The 25,007-nt window shown below is 62.8% G+C and carries 26 protein-coding genes and 2 pseudogenes; 15 read left to right on the top strand and 13 right to left on the bottom strand.

Annotated elements, in window-relative coordinates; translation table 11 throughout:
* Positions 1–131: 131 nt before the first annotated feature.
* Positions 132–539, bottom strand: coding sequence for a hypothetical protein (locus NKH17_RS24110; protein WP_023674396.1), 408 nt, complete (start codon positions 537–539; stop codon positions 132–134).
* 117 nt (positions 540–656) lie between these two features.
* Between NKH17_RS24110 and NKH17_RS24105 the strand changes: the two genes are divergently transcribed.
* Positions 657–1,085 carry a MarR family winged helix-turn-helix transcriptional regulator gene (locus tag NKH17_RS24105; protein WP_352899859.1) on the top strand — a complete coding sequence of 143 codons (429 nt, stop codon included), beginning with the start codon at positions 657–659 and terminating at the stop codon, positions 1,083–1,085.
* 21 nt (positions 1,086–1,106) lie between these two features.
* Positions 1,107–1,350, top strand: a pseudogene (locus NKH17_RS24100) (type II toxin-antitoxin system Phd/YefM family antitoxin).
* A gap of 5 nt (positions 1,351–1,355) precedes the next feature.
* Here the strand turns inward: NKH17_RS24100 and NKH17_RS24095 are convergent.
* Together NKH17_RS24095 and NKH17_RS24090 are read right to left on the bottom strand one after the other, a co-directional pair.
* Complete coding sequence (locus NKH17_RS24095; RefSeq protein ID WP_352899883.1) at positions 1,356–2,210, bottom strand: putative bifunctional diguanylate cyclase/phosphodiesterase; 855 nt, start codon at positions 2,208–2,210, stop codon at positions 1,356–1,358.
* A 66-nt stretch (positions 2,211–2,276) separates the two neighbouring features.
* A pseudogene (locus tag NKH17_RS24090) lies at positions 2,277–2,695 on the bottom strand (diguanylate cyclase domain-containing protein); the annotation flags it as partial.
* A 996-nt stretch (positions 2,696–3,691) separates the two neighbouring features.
* On the opposite strand from NKH17_RS24090, the gene NKH17_RS24085 reads away from it, so the two are divergent.
* Together NKH17_RS24085 and tdh are read left to right on the top strand one after the other, a co-directional pair.
* The gene (locus NKH17_RS24085) at positions 3,692–4,879 is read left to right on the top strand and encodes a glycine C-acetyltransferase (protein ID WP_352802696.1); all 1,188 of its coding nucleotides are present in this window, start codon (positions 3,692–3,694) and stop codon (positions 4,877–4,879) included.
* Between the two features lie 53 nt (positions 4,880–4,932).
* Positions 4,933–5,967, top strand: a complete 1,035-nt coding sequence (gene tdh, locus NKH17_RS24080; protein WP_352802699.1) for an L-threonine 3-dehydrogenase — start codon at positions 4,933–4,935, stop codon at positions 5,965–5,967.
* A gap of 67 nt (positions 5,968–6,034) precedes the next feature.
* Here the strand turns inward: tdh and NKH17_RS24075 are convergent, their stop codons facing one another.
* Positions 6,035–6,472, bottom strand: a complete 438-nt coding sequence (locus NKH17_RS24075; RefSeq protein ID WP_352802663.1) for a MarR family winged helix-turn-helix transcriptional regulator — start codon at positions 6,470–6,472, stop codon at positions 6,035–6,037.
* A 154-nt stretch (positions 6,473–6,626) separates the two neighbouring features.
* On the opposite strand from NKH17_RS24075, the gene hmgA reads away from it, so the two are divergent.
* Genes hmgA through NKH17_RS24050 form a run of 5 tightly spaced genes read left to right on the top strand, consistent with a single transcriptional unit; the run spans position 6,627 to position 10,770 of the window.
* Positions 6,627–7,940 (top strand): homogentisate 1,2-dioxygenase, encoded by a 1,314-nt coding sequence (gene hmgA, locus NKH17_RS24070; RefSeq protein ID WP_352509591.1) that lies wholly within the window; start codon positions 6,627–6,629, stop codon positions 7,938–7,940.
* A gap of 10 nt (positions 7,941–7,950) precedes the next feature.
* Positions 7,951–8,850: an MBL fold metallo-hydrolase gene (locus NKH17_RS24065; protein ID WP_352802703.1), complete on the top strand. Its 900-nt coding sequence runs from the start codon at positions 7,951–7,953 to the stop codon at positions 8,848–8,850.
* A gap of 48 nt (positions 8,851–8,898) precedes the next feature.
* Entirely contained in the window at positions 8,899–9,921 is a 1,023-nt protein-coding gene (locus NKH17_RS24060) for a fumarylacetoacetate hydrolase family protein (RefSeq protein WP_352899855.1), read from the top strand.
* On the top strand, positions 9,918–10,211 hold the full coding sequence (locus tag NKH17_RS24055) for a hypothetical protein (RefSeq protein WP_352802709.1): 294 nt from the start codon (positions 9,918–9,920) through the stop codon (positions 10,209–10,211). The genes NKH17_RS24060 and NKH17_RS24055 overlap by 4 nt, the downstream gene beginning before the upstream one ends.
* A gap of 4 nt (positions 10,212–10,215) precedes the next feature.
* Positions 10,216–10,770, top strand: coding sequence for a DinB family protein (locus NKH17_RS24050; RefSeq protein WP_352802712.1), 555 nt, complete (start codon positions 10,216–10,218; stop codon positions 10,768–10,770).
* On the opposite strand, the gene NKH17_RS24045 is transcribed toward NKH17_RS24050, so the two are convergent.
* The 3 genes from NKH17_RS24045 to hppD all read right to left on the bottom strand — a co-directional run bounded on the left by NKH17_RS24045 (position 10,771) and on the right by hppD (position 12,554).
* Positions 10,771–11,148, bottom strand: coding sequence for a type II toxin-antitoxin system VapC family toxin (locus tag NKH17_RS24045; RefSeq protein ID WP_352802715.1), 378 nt, complete (start codon positions 11,146–11,148; stop codon positions 10,771–10,773).
* Positions 11,145–11,369: a type II toxin-antitoxin system Phd/YefM family antitoxin gene (locus tag NKH17_RS24040; RefSeq protein WP_254817725.1), complete on the bottom strand. Its 225-nt coding sequence runs from the start codon at positions 11,367–11,369 to the stop codon at positions 11,145–11,147. Before NKH17_RS24040 ends, NKH17_RS24045 begins: the two co-directional genes overlap by 4 nt.
* Before the next feature lie 69 nt (positions 11,370–11,438).
* Positions 11,439–12,554: a 4-hydroxyphenylpyruvate dioxygenase gene (gene hppD, locus NKH17_RS24035; protein WP_352899852.1), complete on the bottom strand. Its 1,116-nt coding sequence runs from the start codon at positions 12,552–12,554 to the stop codon at positions 11,439–11,441.
* Between the two features lie 139 nt (positions 12,555–12,693).
* On the opposite strand from hppD, the gene NKH17_RS24030 reads away from it, so the two are divergent.
* A complete protein-coding gene (locus tag NKH17_RS24030) occupies positions 12,694–13,161 on the top strand; it encodes an Lrp/AsnC family transcriptional regulator (RefSeq protein WP_352899850.1) in 468 nt (155 codons plus the stop codon).
* A 9-nt stretch (positions 13,162–13,170) separates the two neighbouring features.
* On the opposite strand, the gene NKH17_RS24025 is transcribed toward NKH17_RS24030, so the two are convergent.
* The 4 genes from NKH17_RS24025 to aztA form a co-directional block, all read right to left on the bottom strand.
* Positions 13,171–13,509: a protein tyrosine phosphatase family protein gene (locus tag NKH17_RS24025; protein WP_254817489.1), complete on the bottom strand. Its 339-nt coding sequence runs from the start codon at positions 13,507–13,509 to the stop codon at positions 13,171–13,173.
* A 182-nt stretch (positions 13,510–13,691) separates the two neighbouring features.
* On the bottom strand, positions 13,692–14,633 hold the full coding sequence (gene aztC / locus NKH17_RS24020) for a zinc ABC transporter substrate-binding protein AztC (protein WP_352899848.1): 942 nt from the start codon (positions 14,631–14,633) through the stop codon (positions 13,692–13,694).
* A 22-nt stretch (positions 14,634–14,655) separates the two neighbouring features.
* Positions 14,656–15,531, bottom strand: coding sequence for a zinc ABC transporter permease AztB (aztB, locus tag NKH17_RS24015; protein ID WP_352899881.1), 876 nt, complete (start codon positions 15,529–15,531; stop codon positions 14,656–14,658).
* Entirely contained in the window at positions 15,531–16,346 is an 816-nt protein-coding gene (gene aztA / locus NKH17_RS24010) for a zinc ABC transporter ATP-binding protein AztA (RefSeq protein ID WP_352739217.1), read from the bottom strand. The genes aztB and aztA overlap by 1 nt, the downstream gene beginning before the upstream one ends.
* Before the next feature lie 212 nt (positions 16,347–16,558).
* Between aztA and NKH17_RS24005 the strand changes: the two genes are divergently transcribed.
* The gene (locus tag NKH17_RS24005) at positions 16,559–16,903 is read left to right on the top strand and encodes a RidA family protein (protein ID WP_023674415.1); all 345 of its coding nucleotides are present in this window, start codon (positions 16,559–16,561) and stop codon (positions 16,901–16,903) included.
* A 176-nt stretch (positions 16,904–17,079) separates the two neighbouring features.
* Here the strand turns inward: NKH17_RS24005 and hutC are convergent, their stop codons facing one another.
* A complete protein-coding gene (hutC, locus tag NKH17_RS24000; protein ID WP_352738219.1) occupies positions 17,080–17,841 on the bottom strand; it encodes a histidine utilization transcriptional repressor HutC in 762 nt (253 codons plus the stop codon).
* Positions 17,838–19,190, bottom strand: coding sequence for a formimidoylglutamate deiminase (locus tag NKH17_RS23995; RefSeq protein WP_352899844.1), 1,353 nt, complete (start codon positions 19,188–19,190; stop codon positions 17,838–17,840). The genes hutC and NKH17_RS23995 overlap by 4 nt, the downstream gene beginning before the upstream one ends.
* A gap of 98 nt (positions 19,191–19,288) precedes the next feature.
* Here NKH17_RS23995 and hutI point away from each other — a divergent pair, with 98 nt between their 5' ends.
* From hutI to hutU, 4 genes are all read left to right on the top strand, one after another.
* Positions 19,289–20,524, top strand: coding sequence for an imidazolonepropionase (hutI, locus tag NKH17_RS23990; protein WP_352899842.1), 1,236 nt, complete (start codon positions 19,289–19,291; stop codon positions 20,522–20,524).
* On the top strand, positions 20,521–22,056 hold the full coding sequence (gene hutH / locus NKH17_RS23985; RefSeq protein ID WP_352899840.1) for a histidine ammonia-lyase: 1,536 nt from the start codon (positions 20,521–20,523) through the stop codon (positions 22,054–22,056). The genes hutI and hutH overlap by 4 nt, the downstream gene beginning before the upstream one ends.
* Before the next feature lie 421 nt (positions 22,057–22,477).
* Complete coding sequence (hutG, locus tag NKH17_RS23980) at positions 22,478–23,296, top strand: N-formylglutamate deformylase (protein ID WP_352899837.1); 819 nt, start codon at positions 22,478–22,480, stop codon at positions 23,294–23,296.
* A gap of 32 nt (positions 23,297–23,328) precedes the next feature.
* On the top strand, positions 23,329–24,999 hold the full coding sequence (hutU, locus tag NKH17_RS23975; protein WP_352820758.1) for a urocanate hydratase: 1,671 nt from the start codon (positions 23,329–23,331) through the stop codon (positions 24,997–24,999).
* Positions 25,000–25,007: the final 8 nt, after the last annotated feature.

Genomic DNA, 25,007 nt, shown 5'->3' with positions numbered 1-25,007 from the left:
TGGATTGATTGGTGGCGCGCAGCCGAACCTCCGTACGGAGAGCCACCACGGTACTTTGGTCCGGGCTGCGCGCCGCGCACGCCGCCGGCCATCGCCGGGCACCGTACGATCTTGCGATTGCGGCAGGACGTTCAAAACATCCTGGCGGTGGCCATGCAGAACACGGTGATGACCAGCAGGCCGCCGGCGATGCGTTCGCCTTTTGTCATCTTGGCGCGCAACTGGGTTTGCTTCGCCGCATCAGCGCCGGCCAGCTGCCTGCTGGCGGAACCCACCAGTGCGCCCTGAACCCCGGCGGCGATCAACGCCGTCAAGATGCCCAGCGCCAGGACTTTTTCCATCGAGCCGAAAGAGCCGTTGTGGAAGAAATACCAAAGCAGCAAACCCGTGAGGAAAACCACGCCGGCCGCGCCCATTTGCGGCCGGAAGAAACGTTCCGCCCTGATCTCCGGTTCGCGGGCAACCGCGATGGTGGTGCCGGCCCAGAACACACCCGCCATGACGTGAAGGCCGAGGACGATGATGTAGACATATTGCATGACCGCATTTCCTCTCTTGCCCACCGCTAGGCACATTGATAGATATCAAATGATTAGATGTCAATGCATAAGCTCGAGCCGGTTCCATCGGCTTCGCCCTTGTTCTAGTGTCCGACCATGACACCCTTTGACCGCCCGCCAATCGGGATGAATCTCGCCCGCACCGCAAAGCTGGTCGCGCAGGCTTTCGACGCTGCCTTGGTCGAGGCCGGCGGCACGCTGCCGGTCTGGGTCACTCTGCTGTCGGTCAAGTCGCGGGAGATGGCCAACCAACGCGAGCTCGCCGGCATGATCGGCATCCGGGGCGCAACGCTGACCCACCATCTCAACGCCATGGAGACGCAAGGCCTGCTGATGCGACGCCGCGATCCCGAGAACCGCCGGGTTCACCAGGTGGAGCTGACCCAGGCCGGAGAGGCGTTGTTCCTGAAATTGCGCACGGCCGCGTTAGCCTTCGACAAACGGCTGCGGAAAGGGCTGTCCGACGACAGGCTGGCGGAGTTTGCAAAGGTGCTGGCTGCGCTGCGGGCCAATGTCGAGAGCTAGAAATTAGGCTAGGAAGACGCCATGCGCGAAATTTCGCTGAAGGATGCCAGGGCTAAACTCTCGGCGGTGCTCGATCAGGTCATCGCGGGAGAACCGGCCGTCATCACCCGGCGTGGCCGCAAGCAGGCGGTCATGCTGTCGTTCCAGGACTATGAAAAAGCTGGCGCGTGTGCCCAGCTTTGGACAATTGCTGGCAGCATTTCCCGGTGATGAGGATGACCTTCCGCCTCGGCCCATCAGGTCGGTTCGCAAGGCCGAACCATGACGGATCTACGCCCGGCTGCCCTGCAGCACTGTCAGCCTGGCCTTTTTCGGCGTCCGTGCCACCAGCCATTCACGCACCCTGTCCGGCGGCATCGGAAAAGCGATGGAATATCCTTGCACCTGGTCGCAGCCGATCGCCATCAGCGAGTCGAGCTCGGCTTCGGTTTCGGCGCCCTCGGCAACGATCGAGATGCCGAGACCGCGGGCGAGCTCGGTGAGGGCACGCACGATCTTTGTGTTGCCGCTGTTCTCGTTGATGTTCTGGACGAAGCGGCGGTCGATCTTCAGCCGGTCGATCTCGTTTGGATTGACATGGCTGAGCGATGCGTAGCCGGTGCCGAAATCGTCGAGCTCAAGATGGATGCCGGCGGCGCGGATGTGCCGCAGCTTTGCCGCGATACCGGTCTTCTCGTCGTCGAGAATGACGGATTCGACGATCTCCAGCGATAGTTTGTGCGCGGGCAGGCCGGTCCTTTCCAGCGTCCCGAACAGGAAGACTTCGAAATCTGTCTCGCGCAGCTCCGAACCGGACACGTTGACGGCGATCCGGCCGAAGCCGATGCCTGCGCGGTTCCATTCGGCTGCTTCGTTGATCGCCTTGGCAATGACGATGCGGCCGATCTCGGGCATCAGGCCACATTTTTCCGCGACCGGAATGAACTCGCCCGGCGCGATCATGCCGCGCTCGGCATGTCTCCAGCGAACCAGAGCCTCGATGCCACTGATGGCGCCGTTCGACAGCGACACCTGCGGCTGGAAATAGACCTCGAACGCTTTCTCCGAGATGGCGGTCCTGATATCCAGCTCGAGCTGCTTGCGATAATCGAGTTCGCGTCTCAGCTCCTCGGAGAAGAACGACAAGCTGCCGCCGCCGTGCTTCTTGGCGGAATACAGCGCCAGATCGGCATGGACGAGCAGATCCTGCGCATTGTCGGCGTCGACAGGATAGACCGCAATCCCGGCACTTACGCCCGGATGGATCGTCGTGCCTCGAAAGACGATCGGCTTGTTGAGCTTGGTCAGGATGCGCCTGGCGACGGTATCGATGTCCTCGGTGTTGCCGGCGCGTTGAGAATCATGACGAATTCATCGCCGCCGAGACGCACGTTGAGATCCGACGTACGGCACGAATCACGCATGCGTTGCGCAGCCGCCACCAGCACATAATCGCCGGCGGCGTGGCCGAACGTGTCGTTGATCTGCTTGAACCGGTCGAGATCGAACTGCACCACGGCAACCCGTTCACGCCGTCGCTGCGCGGCATTGATCAACGTATCGAAATGCTCGGTCAGGAAGGTGCGGTTGTGCAGGCCGGTCAGCCCGTCATGCACGGCAATAAAGGCCATGGAATTGCGCGCATCGACCAGCTCGCGGGTCCTGCGCAAGATAGCATTCGACATCGGCCTGAAAATGAAAAGCGCCACCAGCACGATGACGCCGATGGTCGAGTAGAACAATGTGCGGTTAAGCTCGAGAAGTGTTTCGGATCGCTGGTCTGCAAAGGCGCTGATGCGCTGGCCAAGTGCGGCATAGCCCGACAATGTTGCGTTGGCAACGGAAGCGTTCAGGTTGACGCGCTCCTCTCCACCTTTGTAGCCACCATTGCCGGCCATGTTGAGCCGCGATTCGAACGACGAGATCAGGCGTTCGCCGTTGGCAATAAGCCCGACCGAGAAATAGTCGAGATGGAACGGCTTGGCGAAAAGCACGCTCTCGATCGATTTAGGATCGAACCTTGCAGGCGACGCCGGGTCGGCGGCGGTCCGCTCGAGCAGCAGATCGTAGTTCTTCTCGAACTCCACCGTCGCTTGCTTGAGCGCGGTAACCAGGGCGCGCTGTTGATCGCGCTGCGCGCTGCCTGTCGCGCCGGCAAGGAAGACGATGCGCTGCGACAGGGCTTTTTGTGTGCTGACAATATCGAGCAGCGCCTGATTGTGCCGTTGGGTCGCCATCACCTGTTGCAGCAGGATGAAGGAGGCCACGACCATGGCGGCGATGATCAGCAGAGCCAGCCAGTAGCCGGACTTGATCAGGAGTATGAGCCTGCCTGAAACGGCGTGCGCCGGCTGCTGCGACATTTTCTGATGCGGCCCTCTCGCCAACGAATTCTTGTGCGACAACCTTGGCTTCAAAGTGTTAAAGGTTTGGGACGGCAACAGGCCGACAGCGGCGACCGTGGCGGGAAACCCCGCAAAGTGGTTATTGCAATCTTTCGCAGCACCTCCGCATTTGAACATCGTGGCCTCTGCCGTGCCATTGCCGCCACCGAAGCGGTCGCTTTTACGATGGATTTTTCGTCCGCGCGGCGCGACAGTCCTCATCGATCTCAACAGGGCCTGATCATGACCGCAGCATTCCTCTCCCACATCGAAAGCGAGCTTGAAGGGCTGAAATCGGCAGGCCTCTATAAATCCGAGCGGGTGATAACCTCGACCCAATCGGCCGAGATCGAGGTGGGCGGCGAGAAGGTGCTGAATTTCTGCGCCAATAATTATCTCGGCCTCGCCGACAGCGCCGAACTGCGCGAGGCGGCCAAGCAGGCGCTCGACCGCTACGGCTACGGTATGGCGTCGGTGCGCTTCATCTGCGGCACGCAGGAAGAACACAAGCAGCTCGAGGCGACCATTTCTGACTTCCTCGGCATGGAGGACACCATCCTCTACGGCTCCTGCTTCGACGCCAATGGCGGCCTGTTTGAGACGCTGCTCGCCGAGGAGGATGCGGTCATCTCCGATGCGCTGAACCACGCCTCGATCATCGACGGGGTACGGCTGTCGAAGGCAAAGCGCTTCCGCTACGCCAACAACGACATGGCCGATCTCGAAGCGCGGTTGAAAGAGGCGCGCGACTGTCGGTTCCGGCTGATCGCCACCGACGGCGTGTTCTCTATGGATGGCATCATCGCCAATCTGAAGGGCGTCTGCGACCTCGCCGACAAATATGACGCAATGGTCATGGTCGACGACAGCCATGCAGTTGGTTTCGTCGGCAGGAATGGCCGTGGCTCGGCCGAACATTGTGGCGTCGAGGGCAGGGTGGACATCATCACCGGCACGCTCGGCAAGGCGTTGGGCGGCGCGTCGGGCGGCTACACGTCGGGCAAGAAGCAGGTGGTCGACTGGCTGCGCCAGCGCTCGCGCCCCTATCTGTTTTCCAACACGCTGATGCCGGCGATCGCCGGCGCTTCGATCCGGGTGTTCGAGATGATCCGCAATGGCGATGCGTTGCGTCAGCACCTATATGCCAACGCAGCGCGGTTTCGCTCCGAGATGGGCAGGCTCGGCTTTACACTGGCCGGCGCCGACCATCCGATCATCCCGGTGATGCTGGGCGACGCGACGCTGGCGCAGGAGATGGCGGCGCGCATGCTGAAGCGCGGCATCTATGTCATCGGCTTCTCCTTCCCGGTGGTGCCGAAAGGCCAGGCGCGCATCCGCACGCAGATGTCGGCCGCCCATTCCAGCGCCGACATTGACCGTGCGATTGAGGCGTTCGCCGCAGTCGGTCGCGAGCTCGGCGTGATTTCCTGAATGACCGGCAGTCGAAAAGCGATTCCGGATCAAGACCTTCAAGGGACTGCAGAATGTCGAACATGATGAAGGCCCTCGTCAAAGCCAAGGCCGAGCCGGGCATCTGGATGGAAGAGGTGCCGGTGCCGGAGATCGGCCCCAACGACGTGCTGATCAAGGTCCGGAAGACGGCGATCTGCGGCACCGACGTCCACATCTACAATTGGGACCAGTGGGCGCAAAAGACCGTGCCGGTGCCGATGGTGACCGGGCATGAATTCGTTGGTACGGTCGCCGATTTCGGCGCGGCGGTGACCGAATACAAAGTCGGCCAGCGCGTTTCGGGCGAGGGTCACATCGTCTGCGGCCATTGCCGCAACTGCCGGGCGGGCAGGGGGCATCTTTGCCGCAACACGCTCGGCGTCGGCGTCAATCGCCCCGGCGCCTTCGGCGAATATCTGGCTATCCCGCAGCACAATGTCGTGCCGATCCCCGACGACGTGCCGGACGAGATCGCCGCGATCTTCGATCCCCTGGGCAATGCGGTTCACACCGCACTATCTTTCGACCTCGTCGGCGAGGACGTGCTGGTCACCGGCGCCGGGCCGATCGGCATCATGGGCGCATTGGTGGCGCAATGCGTCGGCGCGCGAAAAGTGGTCATCACCGACATCAACCCGGTGCGCCTGGCACTGGCAAAAAAGCTCGGCGTCCAGCATGTCGTTGACGCCTCGAAAGAAAAGCTGCGCGATATCATGCCGGCGCTCGGCATGACCGAGGGTTTTGACGTCGGTCTTGAAATGTCCGGTGCCGCACCGGCATTCCGCGACATGATCGATACCATGAACAATGGCGGCAAGATCGCCATTCTCGGCATCGCGCCGACCGGCTTCGAGATCGACTGGAACAAGGTCATCTTCAAGATGCTGCATCTGAAGGGCATCTACGGCCGCGAGATGTTCGAGACCTGGTACAAGATGATTGCGCTGGTGCAGGGTCCTCTCAATGTCAGCGGCCTGATCACCCACCGCATCGGCATCGACGACTATATTTTCGGCTTCGAAGCGATGAAGAGCGGCAATTCCGGCAAGGTGGTCATGGACTGGTGAAGGCCCGAAGGAACACGGTGCGAACTGAAAGCTGTTCCGCCAAGGTGCCTGTAATTCTGGCAGGAACCTAGCTTTTCCCCAATGCCGCCTCCAGTGCTGCCACTCCGCCGACAATGGCCACACGCTCGGCGGGGCTCAATCTTGCCAGCAATTCCCGTTCGAACTCCTTCGCCAGCGGCACCATCTCGCGATAGGCGGCAACGCCAGCCTTGGTCAGCGCCAGATGCTCGACACGGCGGTCTTTTTCGTCAGGCGTCCGGCTGAGCCAGCGGCGCCGTTCGAGCTCGGCGACCGCGCGCGAAACCTTGGTCTTGTGCATGGCCGATTGCTCGCCGAGCGCCGTCGCCGTCATCGTGCCGTGCTGTCCAAGCCCGGCCAGCGTGCGCCATTCGGGCCGGGTCAGTCCGTGACGGTCCTTGTATATCCTTGAGAATTCGCGGCTGACGGCATCGGCAAGCCGATAGAGCCGGTAAGGCAGGAAGGATTCCAGCTCAAGGATTTCCATGGTTGGCCCTGACTGGGGATGCTGGCGGCTCATGGCGAAATCACCGTTGATGGTTACATTTTCAATGGTTACAAATGAAACCGGTATGGTCAACCCGGAGCATCTTTGCGGATGCGCAAACGATGCTCCGAGACCATGAATTCGGGAGGGTTCCATGGCCTACTCCTACATGCCGGGTTTCGGCAATGACTTCGAAACCGAGACTTTGCCGGGCTCGCTGCCGCAAGGGCGAAACTCGCCGCAGCGGCCGGCCTACGGCCTCTATGCCGAGCAGCTTTCGGGCTCTCCTTTCACCGCGCCGCGCGGCACCAATGAGCGCTCCTGGCTTTATCGGATAAGGCCGAGCGTGAGGCACACCGGTCGCTTCAAAGCGGCGAATTATCCGCTTTGGAAAAGCGCGCCGAACGTCGGCGACCACCAGCTCGCACTCGGCCAGTATCGCTGGAGCCCGGTGCCGATGCCCAAGGAGCCGACCGATTTCATTGCCGGCATGCGCTCGATCACCACCGCCGGCGACGTGCTCGGCCAGACCGGCATGGCGGCACACGTCTACGTCGCCAACCGCTCGATGGTCGACGATCATTTCTTCAACGCCGACGGCGAGTTGCTGGTCGTGCCGCAGGTTGGAGCCTTGCGCTTCGTCACCGAGATGGGGGTCATCGAACTCAGGCCGGGCGAGATCGCCGTGCTGCCGCGTGGTCTGGTGTTCAAGGTCGAACTGGTGGATGCCGAAGTGCGCGGCTATGTCTGCGAGAATTACGGCGCCAAGCTGACGCTGCCGGATCGTGGCCCCATCGGCGCCAATTGCCTGGCCAATCCGCGCGATTTCAAGACGCCCTGTGCTTGGTTCGAGGACAAGGAGACACCGTGCCGGCTGATCGCGAAATGGTGTGGCCAGTTCCATGTCACCGAGATCGACCATTCGCCGCTGGATGTCGTGGCGTGGCACGGCAATTATTCGCCCTACAAATATGATCTTGCGACCTTCTCGCCGGTCGGCGCAATCCTGTTCGACCACCCCGATCCGTCGATCTTCACCGTGCTGACCGCGCCGAGCGGCGAGGAAGGCACCGCCAATATCGATTTCGTCATCTTCCCGCCGCGCTGGCTTGTGGCGGAAAACACTTTCCGGCCGCCCTGGTATCACCGCAACATCATGAGCGAGTTCATGGGCCTCATACATGGTCAGTACGATGCCAAGGAAGAGGGCTTCGTGCCCGGCGGCATCAGTCTGCACAACATGATGCTGGCTCACGGACCCGATGCATCTGGCTTCGAAAAAGCCTCGCGCGCGGAGCTGAAACCGGTCAAGCTCGACAACACCATGGCCTTCATGTTCGAGACACGCTTTCCGCAGATGGTGACCCGCTATGGCGCCGAGCTCGAAACCCGGCAGGACAATTACATCGACTGCTGGGCCGGCCTGAAGAAGCGCTTCAACGGCACGCCCGAGGGCGACTGGTCTTGAGCGCCGTCGCGTGACGGATCGTCTGGTGCTTCTTGGCTCGAAGGGTGGTCCCGCGCTGCGGCCGGGCGGGCCGTGGCCGAGTTCGTCACTGCTGGAGATTGGCGGCCGCACCATCGTCGTCGATTGCGGGCTGGGCGTAACGCGCGGGCTGACCGGTGCCGGCATCAGCCTTCAGGCGCTCGAACTGATCTTCATCACGCATTTGCATTCCGACCATGTGCTGGAACTCGGACCGTTGATCCACACTGCATGGACGGCCGGCCTGGCAACAAAGGTCACCGTATTCGGCCCGCCCGGCACCGGCTACTATTGGCAGCGCTTTTGCCAGGCGATGGAGTTCGACATCGAGATCCGCATCGCCGATGAAGGCAGGCCGGATCTCCGCGACCTGGTCTCGATCGTCGAGTTTGGTGAAGGCCAGGTGGCGGAAGAGCGCGGTCTCAAAATATCGGCGCTGCGCGTCGACCACCCGCCGGTGACGGACTGCTTTGCGCTGCGCTTCGACCATGCGGGGCAAAGCATCGTCTTCTCGTCGGATACGGCGTTCTTTCCGCCATTGGCGGATTTCGCCCAAGGCGCCGACGTGCTGGTCCACGAGGCCATGCTGGAAGAGGGTATCGAGCGGCTGGTCGCGAAGACCGGCAACGGCGCAAGGCTGAGGGAACACCTGCTCGCCAGCCACAGCTTTGCCGAGGAAGCGGGCCGCATCGCCAGTGATGCAGGCGTCAAAAGACTGGTCCTCAACCATCTCATTCCCGCCGACGATCTCGAGATCGACGAGGCCGACTGGATTGCCGCCGTCAGGAAAACATGGGCCGGCGACTTGACGATCGCACGCGACGGCCTTGTTGTGGGGCTGGAGCATGATCCCGAAAAGTGGAAACCGGTTTTCGGAAGAGATCATGCGTAGAACAAAAAATCAAAGCAGCACCAAAGCTGCGCCAGGAGAGGAAACCGCATGAAGCTTGCCACCTTGAAGGATGGGACGCGCGACGGAAGGCTTGTCGTCGTCTCGCGCGACTTGACGCGGTTCACCGATGCTTCGTTTCTGGTGCGGACGCTGCAGGCCGCGCTTGACGACTGGCTTCGGATCGCGCCGCATCTCGCTGCCATGGCCGAATCGCTGGAGAATAATGCGGTGCCGTCTGCCCGCTTTCACGAGCATGACGCCCATTCGCCGCTGCCGCGCGCCTACCAATGGGCCGATGGTTCGGCCTATGTGAACCATGTCGAGCTGGTGCGGAAGGCGCGCGGCGCCGAGATGCCGGCAAGCTTCTGGACCGATCCGCTGATCTACCAGGGCGGCTCGGACGCTTTCCTCGCACCGCGGGACCCAATCCGCATGACCGACGAGACCCTTGGCATCGACATGGAAGGAGAGGTCGCGGTCATAGTTGACGATGTGCCGGTGGGCGCAAGCCTCGAAGAGGCGCGGGCAGCGATCCGCCTGGTCATGCTGGTCAACGATGTGACGCTGCGCGGCCTGACCGGACCCGAGCTCGCCAAGGGGTTCGGCTTCTATCAGTCGAAGCCGTCATCGGCCTTTTCGCCGGTTGCGGTGACGCCGGAGGAACTGGGCGATGCCTGGGACGGCGGCAAGGTCAGCCTGCCGCTGCTGGTCGATCTCAACGGCAAACCGTTCGGCCGGGCGAACGCCGGCATCGACATGACCTTCGACTTTCCGGCGCTGATTGTTCACGCCGCAAAAACGCGGCCGCTGGCCGCCGGCACCATCGTCGGTTCGGGCACCGTCTCCAACAAGCTCGACGGCGGGCCGGGCAAGCCTGTCTCGGCAGGCGGCGCCGGCTATTCCTGTATCGCCGAGTTGCGGATGATCGAGACTATTGAGACTGGCGAACCGAAAACGCCCTTCCTGCGCTTTGGCGATACCGTGCGCATCGAGATGAAGGACAGGGGCGGGCATTCGATCTTCGGTGCCATCGAGCAGAAGGTCGAGAAATACGAGGGGGCAAGAGAATGACGGGCGAGACATTCTACCTGCTGTGCGGTGTCTGGGCCCTTGTCATGCTGGCGATCTTCATCCAGGCAATCAGACTGAGCTACCGCATCGAGGCTCGCTCGCCCTACCTGACCAACCGCAGCGGCTTTCCGCGCAAGGCGATGATGTTTCACACCGTCACCAACACGAATGTCGCGCTGGACCAGGAAACGCAAGCCATGCGGCGGCACATGATCCGGCTTCTGCTGATCGTCATCGCCGGATTCGCGCCCATGTGGGCGGGCTTGTATTTGGTCCGGTCAGCGGCGTGAAGTCATGGACCTGCTGAACCATTTCCGCCGCATGGCAGCTAACAATCTGTGGTCCAACGACCGGCTCTATCGTGCCGTGCTGCAGCTTGAGCCCGGCGAATTCGAAGCTGAAAGGATAAGCTTCTTCCCATCGATCAAGGCAACGCTGAACCACATTCTGGCGGTCGATCACCTCTATCTCGATTTTCTCGAAGAGAGCGGCGTCGGCGCCGCCGCCCATGACGATTTTGTGCCGTTCAATGATGCCAAGGCGCTTTTTGTTGCACAGGCGGAGGCCGACCGGCGGCTGATCGCCTTTTGCGACCGCCTGTCGGCGGACGATCTCGAGCGCCGCGTTCTCACCGACCGGCGCGAGGACGGCATGATACCGGAGCGGATCGGCGATTTGCTCGCCCATCTCTTCATCCACGACATCCATCATCGCGGCCAGGTGCACGCGATGCTGTCCGGCACCTCGGTGAAACCGCCGCAACTCGACGAGTTCTTCCTCGATTATGATCTGAAACTCAGGAAAGCGGAGGTTGAGCGGCTGGGCTTGCGAGACCAACTGCTTGGATAATCATGCCAAAGCCACATCGTAACGGGCGAAATACGGGTTGGATGTCAGGATGGTGAGGTTCTCCACTTGCGCCTGCGCAATCAGAAGCCTGTCGAACGGATCACCATGGTGGTGGGGTAGGCCGCCGACGGCGTTCGCGTGCTGGAAGGTTACGGCGAGCGGCTGAAATTGCATCCTTGGAAGCAGCGTTGGCAGATCGTCCGGCGCATTAAGTTTTCTGATCGAACGTTTGATGGCAATTTCCCAGACGCTTGCCGCGCTCGCGAACACCACCGCTTCCGAAGCCAGAATAACGCGGTGGTGCTCGCTGAGACGGCGATCGTCCGAAATCGACCAGAGGATGATGTGTGTGTCGGCGAGAAACGGGCCGACCGTCATTTCACGTACTCATCCCACTCGGGACCGAGTTCATCAAAATCGTCCGCAATCCAGATCTTGCCCTTCAACGCGCCTATCCGCGGCAGGGGTTCGGCCACTGCCGGAGCTACGATACGCGCCGCCACCTTGCCGTGGCGTGTGAGCACGATCTCCTCGCCGGCTTCCGCGCGGCTGACGAGTTCCGACAATTTGGCCTTGGCTTCGGCAATAGAAACATTCATGACTCGATCCTTTATGACCATAATTTAGGTCATAATTGATCAAATCACAAGGCGCCTCGGCCGAACTGGCTACGCTGCCTTGCCGTCCACCTTCAGCACGCCGCGCTTGATCTGGTCCTGCTCGATCGACTCGAATAAAGCGCGGAAATTGCCCTCGCCAAAACCTTCGTCGCCCTTCCTCTGGATGAACTCGAAGAAGATCGGGCCGATCACTGTCTTGGAAAAAATCTGCAGCAGGATCTTGGTCGTGCCGCCGTCGACCACGCCTTCGCCGTCGATCAGGATGCCGTGCCTCTTCATCCGCTCGATAGGCTCTTCGTGGCCGTTTACGCGGGCAAAGGACATATCGTAATAGGTCTCCGGCGGGCCTGGCATGAACTTCAGGCCGTTTTCGGCCAGCCTGTCGGTGGCGTCGTAAATGTTATCGGTACCGACGGCGATGTGCTGGATCCCTTCGCCATTGTACTTCTTCAGATATTCGGCGATCTGGCTTGTCTCGTCCTTGGACTCGTTGAGCGGGATGCGGATCTTGCCGCAGGGCGAGGTGATGGCGCGGCTGACCAGGCCGGTGATCTTGCCGTCGATGTCGAAGAAATGGATCTGCTTGAAACCGAACAGGTCGCGGTAGAAATCCCACCATTTGTCCATGTTGCCGCGATAGACATTGTGCGTCAGGTGGTCGAGATAGTAGAAGCCGACGCCTTCCGGCCTAGGGTCGCGCTCGCCCAGCCAGTCGAACTCGGCGTCATAGGCCGAGCCCTTCTCGCCGTAGGCTTCGATGAAATAGAGCAGCGATCCGCCGATACCGACGATCGCCGGCACATCGAGCGTCTTGTCGTTGCCTCCATAGGGCGTCGCGCCCTTGGCTACCGCATGGTCGAAGGCATGCCTGGCATCGACCACCCGCCACGCCATCGAGGCGGCGCAAGGGCCGTGCTTGTCGACGAATTTCATGGCATGCGAGCCGGGTTCGGCATTGACGACATAATTGATGTCGCCTTGCCGCCAGACGGTAATGTTCTTGCTGCGGTGCCTGGCGACCGGCACATAGCCCATACGGGTGAACAGTTCGGCGAGCTTTTCTGGCTCGGCATGCGCGAATTCGACGAATTCGAAGCCGTCGGTGCCGGCGGGATTGGTCTTGCTGATCTTGGCGGGCGGTGCGTCGTGCGGGAAGGGACCCATGGCAGTGTCCTCCAAAACTGTTTGGCCTGGAAAGGCCATCTCAACCTAATGATAGCAAGGACGCAGTGCATGGTGCTTGCATTCAAACGCTTGAAATGATCAGGTAATGCGTGAATTGTGCATGTATGGAGAGAAACCCATGGATGAGGCGCGCATCGACCAGTTTGACCGCAAGATAATGGCTCTGCTGCAGGGCGATGCACGCCTGACCAACAACGACCTCTCGGAACGGGTGAACCTGTCCGCTTCGCAATGCTCGCGCCGTCGCCAGCGGCTGGAGGAGGACGGCTATATCAAGGGCTACCGGGCGGTGCTCGACCGCGGCAAGCTCGGCTTTTCTCTTGTCAACGTCATCTCGGTGACGCTTGCCACTCACAACCGCGACAATGCGCGGCGTTTCGGCGAATTGGTGGCGCGGCTGCCGCAAGTGCAGGAAGCGCACGCGCTGACGGGCGAGATGGACTATATATTGAAAGTGGTGACGCCCGACCTGAAGTCGCTGTCGGAATTCGTCAACAGCGTGCTGCTGCCGCACGAATCCGTACAGCACGTGAAGACGGCGATCGTGCTGGAGACGCTAAAGGAAACCGGCGCGCTGCCGATCTGAGGGCGAATATCACCCCTTCGATTGCTGGATCAGCCCATAGAGATTGGTGCAGCGGGCGCCGGACCGGCAGTAGGCGAAGACCGGGCCTTCGAGTTCCTCAAGCGCCTCGGCCTGGTCCTCGACATTCTCGGCCGTGATCTGGCCGCTGATGACGGGGATGTAGCGGAAGGCGAGCCCGGCGCCCTCTACCGCCGCCTTGACGGTGTCGGCCGATGGCTGGCCGGGCTGCTCGTCGTCCGGCCGGTTGCAGATCACGCTCTTGAAGCCGGCGGCCTTGATGGTCGCGACATCCTCGGGCTGGATCTGGCCCGAGACCGAATAGTCCTCGCTGATCTGACGGTATTCCACGGCGGTGTCCTCGCAATCTGGTTAGCGGCAGTCTTGCCACTCCCTGACCCGGTCGGCAATCCGCGCGAAAAGAAATCCCTCCGCGCAGATAGAGATTTCGATGCCGGAAATCCAGCCGGACGGCGCCGCGTGTGCTTGGATGCGCCATACGCCAGCCCGGCTGGATGAACGAGGTCGATCGCTCAGCTGCCGAGGATCGCGCCTTTGATCTGGGCGATGTTGTTGTGCATCAGGTCGATATAAGTCGCGGCCGGGCCGTCGGGCTGCGACAGCGCATCGGAATAGAGCGTGCCGCCTACCTTGATGCCGGTCTCGCTGGCGATCTGCTCGATCAGCCGCGGGTTGGTGATGTTCTCGACGAAGATCGCCGCCGCCTTGTCCTGCTTCACCTGGCTGACCAGCTTGGCCACGTCGGCGGCGGAAGGCTCCGACTCGGTCGATACGCCCTCCGGGGCCAGGAAGGTCAAGCCATAGGCCTTCTCGAAATAGCCGAAGGCGTCATGCGAGGTGATGACGACGCGCTTCTCTTGCGGGATCGACTGGATTGCCGCCTGCACTTCGCCCTCGAGCGCATCGAGCTTTTGCGCATAGGCGGCTGCATTGGCCATGTAGCTGTCGCAACCCGCAGCGTCGGCCGTGCAAAAGGCGTCGGCGATGTTCTTCACATAGATCTTGGCATTCGCGATCGACTGGAAGGCATGCGGATCGGTGACCGTCTTGCCGCCATCGGTTTCCGCGCCTTCGGCGGCGTCGGCCTCGGCGAATTCGGGTTTGAAATTGATCGGCGTGACCCCCTTGGTCAGCACGGCAATCGAAGCCCTGGTGGCGCTGGCGTCGACCAGGCGCTGCAGAAAACCTTCGAAATGCAGGCCGTTGACCAGCACGATGTCGGCCTTGGCCATGGCCACCGCATCGGCGGGGCTCGGTTCGTAGACGTGGGCGTCGCCGTCCGGCCCGACGATGGTGGTCAGATCGATGCGGTCGCCGCCGACATTCTTGGCGAAATCGGCGATGATCGTGAAGCTGGCGACCACTTTCAACGGCTCAGCAAAGGCCGACGAAGCGCCAAGGGCGGTTAATGTTATAACGCTCACGGCCAACGCGGCGCGGATCGATTTCAGCATGGACAGTTTCTCCTTGTTGGGATCAGGCAGTTCTGTGGCGGTGATGGACGATGCGGGCGCGCAGGATGCCGCGCGTGCCGAACAGGATCGAGGCGAAATAGACGACGCCGGCGGACAGGATGATGGCCGGGCCGGAGGGCAGTGACGCATGGTAGGACAACAGCAGCCCGGCAATGCAGGAGGCAAAGCCGATCACTGTGGCCAACACGCACATCGGCTCGACGCGCGACGTCCAGAAGCGGGCCGCCGCCGCCGGCAGCATCATCAGCCCGACCGACAGCAAGGTGCCGAGCGCCTGGAAACCACCGACGAGATTGAGCACGACGAGGCCGAGAAAGATGAAATGCACCGGGCTGCCCATCCGGCTGACCGAGCGCAGGAACAAAGGGTCGAGGCATTCCGCGACCAGCGCCCGCCAGAAGATGGCGAGGCTGGCCAGCGTCACCACGACGATGCCGCCGATCAGCGTCAGCGCCTCGTTGTTGAGCGCCAATACGGTGCCGAACAGCACATGCATGAGATCGACGCTGGAACCGCGGATCGACACCATAAGCACGCCGATGGCCAGCGAAATCAGATAGAAGGCCGCCATCGAGGCATCCTCGCGCTGGATGGTGAAGCGCGAGACGGCGCCGGCGCCGAGCGCCACGATGATGCCGGCGATCAGTCCGCCGATAGTCATCGGCAGGATTTCCAGGCCATAGAACAGGAAGCCGGCGGCAGCACCCGGCAGGATGGCATGCGCCATGGCGTCGCCGGACAGGCTCATGCGCCGCAGCATCAGGAACACGCCGACCGGGCAGGCGCCGAGCGACAGCATCATCGAACCGGCGAGCGCCCGCTGCATGAAGGCGTAGTCGGCGAACGGAGCGACGAACAGACCGTAAAGCACCTCCATCATGCCGCCCTCGGCCCGGAGCCGTGATGATGGTCATGGCTATGCTCGTGGCTGCCGTGATCGTGCACACTGTGATCATGCTCGCCGGGCTCACACCATGGCGCGTTATCCTCCCAGGCTTCGTGGAAACGGCGCGCACGCAACAAATTCTCCGGCCGCAGCGTCTCCTTAGTCTCTCCCCAGGCGATCGGCTGGCGCGCCAGCAGCAGTGTTTCGGGGAAATTCTGCCGCACCAGATCGAGATCGTGGACCACAACCATGATCGTGCGCTCCTCGCCGTGCCAGCGCTTGATCAGCGCGATCAGGTCACCGACCGTCTTGGCATCGACGGCGTTGAACGGCTCGTCGAGCAGGATGAGCTCGGCATCCTGCAACAGCACGCGGGCAAACAGCGTGCGCTGCAGCTGGCCGCCCGACAACGTGTCGATCGGGCGCTTCTCGAAACCGCCGAGGCCGACGGCCATCAGCGCCTCGCTGACCGAGTCGCGATCTTCCCTTGTATAACGGCCGAGCATGCCGCGCCGCGGCCATAGGCCAAGTGAAACCAGGTCGACGACACGGGCCGGAAAGGAACGGTCGAGCTCCGATTGCTGCGGCAGATAGGCGGCGCGTACACCGGGCGCCCGGATCACCGCACCGGCCATCGGCTTCAGGACGCCGACGATGCCCTTCATCAGGGTCGACTTGCCGGAGCCGTTGGCGCCGACGACCGCTGTCAGCGATCCCTTGCGGATCGTACCATTGAGGTGGTGGACCGCAGGGTGGCTGTTGTAGCCCAGCGTCAGGTCGCGGAAGGTCAGGCAGGTTTGGCTCATGTGACGATCCATGGGGCGACGATCGGTGCTGCAGGGGCGGATTCGATATGTGATGTTATTACATTAGTCAACAAGCCAATCGGGCGGAATTGCGGCCGGGCCGTCATGTTGTGTGCTTTGGCTTGGCTCAAGAAGTTCCGCTCGAGCGGCCTTGCTCCCGGCGAACCCGGCCCCTAAACAGGCGCAGCTGACAAGAGGAGAAGGAATATCCAATGAGCATTCGTCGCATCGATGTAGGCCCACGCATGAGCCAGATCGTCATCCACGGCAACACCGTCTATCTGGCCGGTCAGGTCGGCAAGCCGGGTGGAAACGTCGGCGCCCAGACCAGGGACATTCTGGCGGCGATCGACGAATTGCTGGCCAAGGCCGGCACCGACAAGACCAAGATCCTGCAGGCGATCATCTGGCTGGCCGACATGAGCACCTTTGCCGAGATGAACGCGGAATGGGACAAATGGGTGCCGCAGGGCAACACGCCGGCCCGCGCCACCGGCGAAGCGAAACTTGCCGGACCGGAATATCTGGTCGAGATCATTGTTACCGCGGCGATTTGAGAATGCGGCTCTAACCCTCCCCCTCGAGGGGAGGGTCGGCGAGTAGTCGAAGCGAAGCGGAGACTGCGAGACGGGGTGGGGTCGGCGAGGTTGCTCCGCCCCCACCCCGCGTCACAAAATGCCGCCGCGCGGCAATTTGCTCCGCGACCCTCCCCTCAAGGGGGAGGGTTAGGAGCTCACCCCTGCGACGGCGTGAACCGCGCCACCAGCGTGTGGTTCTCTGCCGCATAGGTAAAGCGGACATGGGTGACGGGGTGCTCGGCGCTCCATGTCCGCCGCTCGATCACCAGGCACGGCGCGCCGGTCTCGATGTCGAGCGCCGCCGCGATGTGCTTTTCGGCGGCGACCGCGCGAATGCGATGCTCGGCGGCACTCCACGGCACGCGCCCGATCAGCCACGGACCGGGCGCGGTCTCGAAAAAGGCCTCTTCGGCGGCCTCCGGCACGGCAACCAGATTGATCAGCCGCTGCTCGTGGGCAAACGGCCGCTTGCCGGCGAAATGCAGGCATTCCAGCGCCAGCACCGGCCCGGCGACGTCGAGTTCCAGCAGGGCTCGGTCGTCGGCGCTGCTGCGCCTTCCGCTTCGCGCCATGCGCTCATAGCGGTAGGGCAGGCCAAGTGCCTCGACCTCGATCCGGATGTCGTGGATTTCGAGAACGGCCGCCTGCGATTGCGGCCGGCGGACAAAGCTGCCCGAACGACGCCGGCGCTCGATCAGCCCAGCCTTGGCCAGTTGCGACAGCGCCTTGTTCACCGTCATGCGCGAACAATTGTATTCGGCCGTCAGTTCATGCTCGAACGGAATGCGGTGGCCGGGCGCCCAGGCACCCGACAGGATCCGTTCGCTGATGTCCGACAGGATGCGCTGGTGCAGCGAAAGAACCTCGCCGCCGTCCGCGCTTCCAGAATCCGCGCTTATTGTCCCGATCATGCTCATGCGGAAAGCGCCGTCATCACCTTGCGGAACCGCTCGGCGATAGCATCGCGCCTGGCATGCATGCCGCCGCTGACCAGTTTCCTGCCATGCACCCAGACGCAATCGATCTTGGTGCCGTTGGCAAAAATCCAGGCGTCAAGGATTGTATCGCCCGTCTTGCCGGCCAGCGATGGATGCTTGCCGTCGAGCGAGACGAAATCGGCCGAGGCACCTGCTGCGATCTGCGAGGGGCCGGCGCCCAGCGCGGCACTGCCACCATCGAGCGCTGCATCGAACAAAGCACGGCCGGTCGAGCCACCGGCCACCGCCAGCACGTTGCGGGCGCGGTGGGCGAGGCGCTGCGAATATTCGAGCTGCCGCAACTCGTCCGGCAGGCCGATCAGGACGTTTGAATCCGAGCCGATGCCAAAGCGGCCGCCATGCTGCATGAACAAGGACGCGGCAAAGGTGCCGTCGCCGAGATTGGCCTCGGTGATCGGACAAAGGCCGGCAACGGCGCCGCTTTTCGCCATTTGCACCGTCTCTGTGTCGGTCATGTGGGTGGCGTGGATGAGACACCAGCGCCGGTCGACCTTGGCATTGGCAAGCAGCCACTCGACCGGCCGCGCCCCGGACCAGGCAAGGCAGTTCTCGACCTCCTTCATCTGCTCGGCGATGTGGATGTGGATCGGCCCCTCCGGCGCCAACACCGTGATGTTTTCCAGTTCCTCCGGTGTCACGGCACGCAGGCTGTGCGGGGCGACGCCGACGACACCTTGATTCAAGCTGCGAACGGATTCGCGGCATTTCTCAACAAGCCGCGAGAACTGGTTCACATTGTTGATGAACCGCCGCTGGCCTTCATTTGGCGCAGCGCCGCCGAAAGAGGAATGCGCGTAGAACACCGGCAACAGCGTCAGCCCGATGCCCGTCTCGGACGCTGCGGCAATGATGCGCTCCGCCATCTCGGCGATGTTGGCATAGGGCCGGCCGTCGCGGTCGTGGTGTAAATAGTGAAACTCGCCGACACGCGAGAACCCGGCCTCCAGCATCTCGACATAGAGCTGGGCCGCGACCGCCTCGACCTGGTCCGGCGTCATCGACAGCGCGAAACGGTACATCACCTCGCGCCAGCTCCAGAAACTGTCGGCGGAAGGCCCGCGCAATTCGGCAAGCCCGGCCATGCCGCGCTGGAAGGCGTGGCTGTGCAGGTTCGGCATGCCGGATAGAAGGATGGCCTGGCGCTCGTCGCCAGGCAGGAGCGAGGTATTCGCCTCGACCGCGGCGATCCTGCCGTCGGAGATGACGATCCGCACATTGCTGTGCCAGCCGTCGGGCAGAAGTGCCTGTTCCGCGAAGATTGCCGTCACGTTTTTCTCCAAATCCCGGTCTGCCATGCGATGATAGTGCTTGCAGTGCCTTTTGATATGTATATACATAATCGTCACCGATTGAAACGGAAAAGATGATGGCTGCAGAGAGCAAAAGCCGGGCAGGGGAGGTTCGCCTGTGGCGCAATGCGCGCCTCGCGACCCTGGTGGATAGCAGCACCGGGTCAGGCGTCGTCGAGCACGGTGCAATCGCCGTGCGCAATGGCCGGATTGTCTATGCCGGGCCGGAAGCCGACATGCCGGCAGCGCTCCGCGAAAGCGCCGAGGCGATCGACTGCGACGGTCGCTGGATCACGCCTGGCCTGATCGACTGCCACACTCATCTTGTCCACGCCGGCAACCGTGCCAATGAATTCGAGATGCGGCTGGCCGGCGCCACCTATGAAGAGGTTGCCAAGGCCGGCGGCGGCATCGTTTCCTCGGTCAAGGCGTTGCGCGCCGCCAGCGAGGACGAGCTGGTCGCCCAGTCGCTGCCGCGCCTCGATGCGCTGGTCGCCGAAGGCGTCACCACAGTCGAGATCAAATCCGGCTACGGTCTCGACCTCGAAAACGAGAAGAAGTCGTTGCGCGCCGCGCGACGGCTGGGCGGTGAGCGGCCGGTGACGGTCAGGACCACTTTCCTCGGCGCCCATGCGCTGCCGCCCGAAGCAAAAGGTGACAAGGACGCCTTTATCGATCTTGTCGCCAACGAGATTTTGCCGGCCATCGCTGCCGAGGGCCTGGCCGATGCCGTCGACGGCTTTTGCGAAGGCATTGCATTTTGGCCGGAGCAGATCGCCCGCGTGTTCGATGCCGCGAAGGCGGCGGGCCTGCCGGTCAAGCTCCATGCGGACCAGCTGTCCAATCTGCACGGCGCCGAACTTGCGGCGCGCTATCGTGCGCTATCGGCCGACCACCTCGAATATACCGACGAGGCAGGTGCGGCGGCGATGGCGAAGGCCGGAACCGTGGCGACCATCTTGCCCGGCGCCTACTACTTCATCCGCGAGACCAAGAAGCCGCCGATCGCCCTTTTTCGCCAGCATGGCGTCAGGATGGCCGTTGCCACCGATAACAATCCCGGCACGTCGCCGCTGACCTCGCTGCTGCTGACCATGAACATGGCGGCGACGTTGTTCGGCCTGACCGTCGATGAATGCCTTGCCGGCGTCACGCGCGAGGCTGCCCGCGCGCTCGGGCTGCTTGGACAGACCGGTACGCTGGAGGCCGGAAAATCCGCCGATCTGGCGATCTGGGACGTCGAACGCCCGGCCGAACTCGTCTACCGCATGGGCTTCAACCCGCTGCATGCCCGCATCTGGAGGGGACAATGACCGAACTCAAGCTAAGGCCAGGCAATGCCACGCTGACCGATTGGCGCGCCATCTATCGCGGCGCCGCACTGAGGCTCGACGATGCCTGCCGGCCGAAGATCAAGGCCAGCGCCGAGGCTGTCGCCAGGATCGTTGCCAAAGGCGAGCCGGTCTATGGCATCAACACCGGCTTCGGCAAGCTGGCCAGTGTTCGCATCCCCGCCGCCGACCTGGAAACGCTGCAGCGAAACATCGTATTGTCGCATGCCGCCGGCGTCGGCGAGCCGATGCCCGTCGCAATTTGCCGGCTGATGATGGCGCTGAAGCTGGCCAGCCTGGCACAGGGCGCCTCCGGCGTGCGGCCGCGGACCATCGAACTGCTCGAGGCGATGCTGGCCAACGACGTGATCCCCGTGGTGCCGGCGCAAGGCTCGGTTGGCGCTTCCGGCGACCTTGCGCCGCTGTCGCACATGACCGCGGTGATGATCGGTGTCGGCGAGTGCTTTACCCCGCATGGCCGCTTTCCCGCCAAGGTCGCCTTCGTTTCGCACGGCCTGGAGCCGGTGATACTGGGCGCCAAGGAAGGCCTGGCGCTGCTCAACGGCACCCAGTTCTCGACCGCGTATGCGCTTGCCGCTTTGTTCGAAGCGGAGGTGCTCTACCAGTCGGCACTGGTCGCCGGCGCGCTGTCGACCGATGCCGCCAAAGGCTCCGACGCTCCGTTCGATCCACGCATCCATCTGCTCCGGAAACATCGCGGCCAGATCGAGACGGCCGAGGCGTTGCGCAATTTGATGGCCGGCAGCGCCATCCGTGAATCGCACCGCGTCGGCGACGAGCGCGTGCAGGATCCGTACTGCCTGCGCTGCCAGCCGCAGGTGATGGGCGCAGCGCTCGACGTGCTCCGCAAGGCCGCGGACACGCTCGCCACCGAGGCCAACGGCGTCACCGACAATCCGCTGATCTTTGCCGAGGATGATTCAGCACTTTCGGGTGGCAATTTCCACGCCGAGCCGGTGGCCTTCGCCGCCGACATGATCGCGCTCGCCGTCTGCGAAATCGGCTCGCTGTCGGAGCGGCGCATCGCCATGCTGGTCGACCCGGCGCTGTCGGGCATGCCGGCCTTTCTCACGCCCAAGCCGGGTTTGAATTCCGGTTTCATGATCCCTCAGGTCACGGCCGCGGCACTGGTTTCTGAAAACAAGCAAAAAGCCTATCCGGCCAGCGTCGATTCGATCCCGACCTCGGCCAACCAGGAAGACCATGTCTCGATGGCGGCGCATGGGGCGCGCCGGCTCATCGGCATGGTCGAGAATGCGACGGCCGTCATCGGCATCGAATTGTTGGCCGCCGCACAGGGCTGCGATTTCCATGCGCCTCTGGCCTCGAGCGCGGCACTGGAGGCGGTGCGCCGGCTGGTCAGGGCAGAGGTGCCGCATCTCGACAACGACCGGCACTTCCACCCGGACATGGAGAAGGCCATCGCCATGGTACGCAGCGGCGCGGCGGTGGAAGCGGCAAGCGCGGTGAAGCTGCCGGGGATTACGTCATGACACTGTTATCGCTGCGTTACGCCGCGATGGGTCGTGTTCCGTCGCGCCCCCCTCTGTCCTGCCGGACATCTCCCCCTCCAGGGGGGAGATTGGCAGCTTCGGGGACTGCGCCCTTTCTGCATTCTACGAGATTGGCGAAAGTAGAGATGATAGCCAATCTCCCCCCTGGAGGGGGAGATGTCCGGCAGGACAGAGGGGGGCGCTGTCTCGCCAACCTCAGCCCGGCAACACCGAAACTTTCAAGGCCAGAAACAAAAAACCCGCCTCGAGGGCGGGTCGTCGGGCTGAATCAGCACCATAGGCAAATTATTAGCATAGCTGCCGGCACAAAGCAAGAACAAAATACGTCGCAACCAGCAAAAAGCGAGATCGGTGTTCAAAGACGGTCGCAGAGTTGCGTTCTGTTACGGGGAGACTTCCGATGACCTCGCCCTCCTGGCTCACCGTCACCCAAGGCACGGCACCCTTGCTGGTTTCGATCCCGCATACCGGCATCGATCTCGCCGGCCTCGACAGCCGGCTAATCTCGCCCTGGCTCGGCCGCCGTGACGCCGACTGGTGGATCGACAAGCTTTATGACTTCGCAGAAGACCTCGGCGCGACCGTTGTGCATACGGCGATTTCGCGCACCGTCATCGACGTCAACCGCGATCCGTCCGGCGCCTCGCTCTATCCCGGCCAGACGACGACTGGGCTCTGTCCGACCGAGACCTTTGACGGCGATCCACTCTACCGCAAAGGTGAAGAGCCGGGACCGTCGGAGATCGACGAACGCCGCGAGAAGTTCTTCGTGCCTTATCATGCCGCGCTGCAGGCCGAGATCGACAGGCTGCACGCTTTGCATGGGAAGATCGTCGTCTATGACTGCCATTCGATCCGTTCGGTGCTGCCGCGCCTATTCGAAGGCAAATTGTCGGTCTTCAATCTCGGCACCAACGACGGCAAGAGTGCCGATCCGACACTGCAGGAGAAAGTCAGGCAGATTCTGGGCGAGACCGGCGAGAGCTTCGTCGTCAACGGCCGCTTCAAGGGCGGCTGGATCACGCGCCATTTCGGCCAGCCGCAAAACGGCGTCCACGCGCTGCAGATGGAGCTGTCCAACCGCGGCTATCTGCGCGAGCCCGAAGGCAAGGGCATGCCCGGCAATTGGCCGGTGCCTTACGATGCCGAATTCGCGGCGCCAATCCGCGTCACGCTGAGAAAGATCCTGGAAACCGCGATCGCCTGGGCCGAGCGCTGACGCGCGGCGCGCTTCATTCGAAAGGGACAATCATGACCGATCCTCGCCACAACATCCGTGAAGTGCGCAGCCCGCGCGGCAGCGAGCTCAACGCCCGCACCTGGCTGACGGAAGCGCCGTTGCGCATGCTGATGAACAATCTCGACCCAGAGGTCGCCGAAAACCCCAACGAGTTGGTCGTCTATGGCGGCATCGGCCGGGCGGCGCGCACCTGGAACGATTTCGACCGCATCGTTGCCTCGCTGAAGACGCTCGGCGACGACGAGACGCTGTTGGTGCAATCGGGCAAGCCGGTCGGCGTGTTCCGCACTCATCCTGACGCCCCGCGCGTGCTGATCGCCAATTCCAACCTGGTGCCGCACTGGGCGACATGGGAGAAATTCAACGAGCTCGATAGAAAGGGCCTGATGATGTACGGCCAGATGACGGCCGGCTCGTGGATCTACATCGGCACGCAAGGCATCGTGCAGGGCACCTATGAGACCTTCGTCGAGGCCGGCCGCCAGCACTATGGCGGCAATCTCAGGGGCAAGTGGATACTGACCGGCGGCCTTGGCGGAATGGGCGGTGCCCAGCCGCTCGCCGCGGTCATGGCCGGCGCCTGCTGCCTGGCCGTCGAATGCGATCCCGACCGCATCGATTTCCGGCTGCGCACCCGCTACGTCGACGAACGCGCCGACACGCTCGACGAGGCTCTGGAAAAGATCGAGCGCTGGACCAAAGCCGGTGAGGCGAAATCGGTCGGCCTCGTCGGCAACACCGCCGACATCCTGCCGGAACTGGTGCGGCGCGGCGTGCGCCCCGACATCGTCACCGACCAGACCTCGGCGCATGACCCGCTCAACGGCTATCTGCCCAAGGGCTGGTCGCTGGCCGAGTGGCGCGAGAAGCGCAGCAGCGACCCGAAGGCCGTCGAAAGAGCTGCCCGCGCGTCGATGCGCGAGCACGTCGAGGCGATGGTGGCGTTCTGGAACGCCGGCGTGCCGACGCTCGATTACGGCAACAACATCCGCCAGGTGGCGAAGGAGGAGGGCTTCGAGAATGCTTTTGCCTTCCCAGGTTTCGTGCCGGCCTATATCCGTCCGCTGTTTTGCCGCGGCATCGGCCCGTTCCGCTGGGCGGCACTTTCCGGCGACCCCGCGGATATCTACAAGACCGACGCCAAAGTGCGCGAACTCACGCCCGGCAACACCCATCTGCACAATTGGCTCGACATGGCGCGCGAGCGCATCGCCTTCCAGGGCCTGCCGGCGCGCATTTGCTGGGTTGGGCTCGGCGATCGCCATCGGCTCGGCCTCGCCTTCAACGAGATGGTCGCCAGGGGCGAACTGAAGGCACCGGTGGTCATCGGCCGCGATCACCTCGATTCCGGCTCGGTCGCCTCGCCGAACCGCGAGACGGAGGCAATGAAGGACGGCTCGGATGCCGTCTCCGACTGGCCGCTGCTCAACGCCCTGCTCAACACCGCGTCCGGCGCCACCTGGGTGTCGCTGCACCATGGCGGCGGCGTCGGCATGGGCTTTTCGCAGCATGCCGGCATGGTCATCGTCGCCGATGGCACGCCCGAGGCGGCGAAGCGCCTGGAGCGGGTTCTGTGGAACGACCCGGCGACCGGCGTCATGCGCCACGCCGATGCCGGCTATGACATCGCGATCGAGTGCGCCAGGGAGAACCAGCTCAACCTGCCCGGCATTTTGGACTGAGCCGCGCC

This window comes from Mesorhizobium sp. M1334 (genome assembly GCF_040317995.1).
In the GTDB taxonomy this organism is placed as follows: domain Bacteria; phylum Pseudomonadota; class Alphaproteobacteria; order Rhizobiales; family Rhizobiaceae; genus Mesorhizobium.
Note: the sequence above shows the minus strand (reverse complement) of the source record. Positions and strands in the feature narration are given on the sequence as shown.

Bases quoted from the DNA above. Each gene is read 5' to 3' on its own strand.
- NKH17_RS24060 (WP_352899855.1), top strand. From the start codon at position 8,899: ATGAAGCTTGCCACCTTGAAGGATGGGACGCGCGACGGAAGGCTTGTC.
- hutC (WP_352738219.1), bottom strand. From the start codon at position 17,841: ATGAGCATGATCGGGACAATAAGCGCGGATTCTGGAAGCGCGGACGGC.
- NKH17_RS24040 (WP_254817725.1), bottom strand. From the start codon at position 11,369: ATGAATGTTTCTATTGCCGAAGCCAAGGCCAAATTGTCGGAACTCGTC.
- tdh (WP_352802699.1), top strand. From the start codon at position 4,933: ATGTCGAACATGATGAAGGCCCTCGTCAAAGCCAAGGCCGAGCCGGGC.
- aztC (WP_352899848.1), bottom strand. From the start codon at position 14,633: ATGCTGAAATCGATCCGCGCCGCGTTGGCCGTGAGCGTTATAACATTA.
- NKH17_RS24075 (WP_352802663.1), bottom strand. From the start codon at position 6,472: ATGGAAATCCTTGAGCTGGAATCCTTCCTGCCTTACCGGCTCTATCGG.
- aztA (WP_352739217.1), bottom strand. From the start codon at position 16,346: ATGAGCCAAACCTGCCTGACCTTCCGCGACCTGACGCTGGGCTACAAC.
- aztB (WP_352899881.1), bottom strand. From the start codon at position 15,531: ATGGAGGTGCTTTACGGTCTGTTCGTCGCTCCGTTCGCCGACTACGCC.
- NKH17_RS24110 (WP_023674396.1), bottom strand. From the start codon at position 539: ATGCAATATGTCTACATCATCGTCCTCGGCCTTCACGTCATGGCGGGT.
- hutU (WP_352820758.1), top strand. From the start codon at position 23,329: ATGACCGATCCTCGCCACAACATCCGTGAAGTGCGCAGCCCGCGCGGC.
- hutG (WP_352899837.1), top strand. From the start codon at position 22,478: ATGACCTCGCCCTCCTGGCTCACCGTCACCCAAGGCACGGCACCCTTG.
- hutH (WP_352899840.1), top strand. From the start codon at position 20,521: ATGACCGAACTCAAGCTAAGGCCAGGCAATGCCACGCTGACCGATTGG.
- NKH17_RS24085 (WP_352802696.1), top strand. From the start codon at position 3,692: ATGACCGCAGCATTCCTCTCCCACATCGAAAGCGAGCTTGAAGGGCTG.
- NKH17_RS24045 (WP_352802715.1), bottom strand. From the start codon at position 11,148: ATGACGGTCGGCCCGTTTCTCGCCGACACACACATCATCCTCTGGTCG.
- NKH17_RS24105 (WP_352899859.1), top strand. From the start codon at position 657: ATGACACCCTTTGACCGCCCGCCAATCGGGATGAATCTCGCCCGCACC.
- NKH17_RS24030 (WP_352899850.1), top strand. From the start codon at position 12,694: ATGGATGAGGCGCGCATCGACCAGTTTGACCGCAAGATAATGGCTCTG.
- hppD (WP_352899852.1), bottom strand. From the start codon at position 12,554: ATGGGTCCCTTCCCGCACGACGCACCGCCCGCCAAGATCAGCAAGACC.
- NKH17_RS24055 (WP_352802709.1), top strand. From the start codon at position 9,918: ATGACGGGCGAGACATTCTACCTGCTGTGCGGTGTCTGGGCCCTTGTC.
- NKH17_RS24005 (WP_023674415.1), top strand. From the start codon at position 16,559: ATGAGCATTCGTCGCATCGATGTAGGCCCACGCATGAGCCAGATCGTC.
- NKH17_RS24050 (WP_352802712.1), top strand. From the start codon at position 10,216: ATGGACCTGCTGAACCATTTCCGCCGCATGGCAGCTAACAATCTGTGG.
- hmgA (WP_352509591.1), top strand. From the start codon at position 6,627: ATGGCCTACTCCTACATGCCGGGTTTCGGCAATGACTTCGAAACCGAG.
- hutI (WP_352899842.1), top strand. From the start codon at position 19,289: ATGGCTGCAGAGAGCAAAAGCCGGGCAGGGGAGGTTCGCCTGTGGCGC.